At 36.0% G+C, this 733-nt stretch carries 1 protein-coding gene; it reads right to left on the bottom strand.

Going from position 1 to position 733, the window contains the following annotated elements; translation table 11 throughout:
- Positions 1–575, bottom strand: a 575-nt coding sequence (locus tag V7137_RS27320; protein WP_420490186.1) for an ArsB/NhaD family transporter, incomplete at its 3' end; no start/stop codon positions are given.
- Positions 576–733: the final 158 nt, after the last annotated feature.

Below are 733 nucleotides of genomic sequence, written 5' to 3'. Positions count from 1 at the left end.
CCTAGAACCCCTGGAACAAACATCATTTCCGTTTGAAGATACAAATCCATACCAATAATCTTCAAAGCAATTAGATTAACAATATTACTAACACCTATTGGAGCACTTGAGGCAGTCGCTATTAAGGCACCACTTAATAAAAATGGGATCTTTTGTCGATTTTTCAACTTCAGATTATTTAATATTAAAATCAAGATCGGTGTTGTAATTAGAATACTTCCATCGTTATTAAAAAATAGCGTCATTAAAAAGCAGAGTAATAAGGTATTCCAAAATAATCGAACACCAGACCCTTTTGAGATCTTTAACATTACAGCAGCTGTCCAACTAAAAAACCCAAAACTTTCGAGCACGATAGCCATAACGATCGTGGCTATGATGGTAATGGCTGCCCCCGTAACCTTTGAACTTATGTCAAGTAGATCCCCGATCGAAACGCTTCCACTTATAAAGACGAGAATGGCCCCCAATGTAGCCGGGATTGCTTCGTTCATATTTTTTGGACGGATAAAGATGAGGACCATTGTTAGTATAAAAGCAAAGATGGTGATAATTACCGTCGTTTGATGATACATAAAAGTTTATTTACTCCCTTCAGTTAAGTTTCCCTCTTGATTTTCTGTTTATTTATTCTTGTCCTTTGCTTCATAGTACGTCCCGCTGTGAAGGCTTGTTCTAAACGAATGTCTCGTAATTTGATAAATCAGCATGTAACTAGAAATATTTTCAAAAA

This window comes from Neobacillus drentensis, assembly GCF_036962765.1.
Taxonomy (GTDB): Bacteria; Bacillota; Bacilli; order Bacillales; family Cytobacillaceae; genus Neobacillus; species Neobacillus drentensis_C.
The sequence above is the reverse complement of the archived record's forward strand: the minus strand, read 5'-3'. Positions and strand labels throughout refer to the sequence as shown.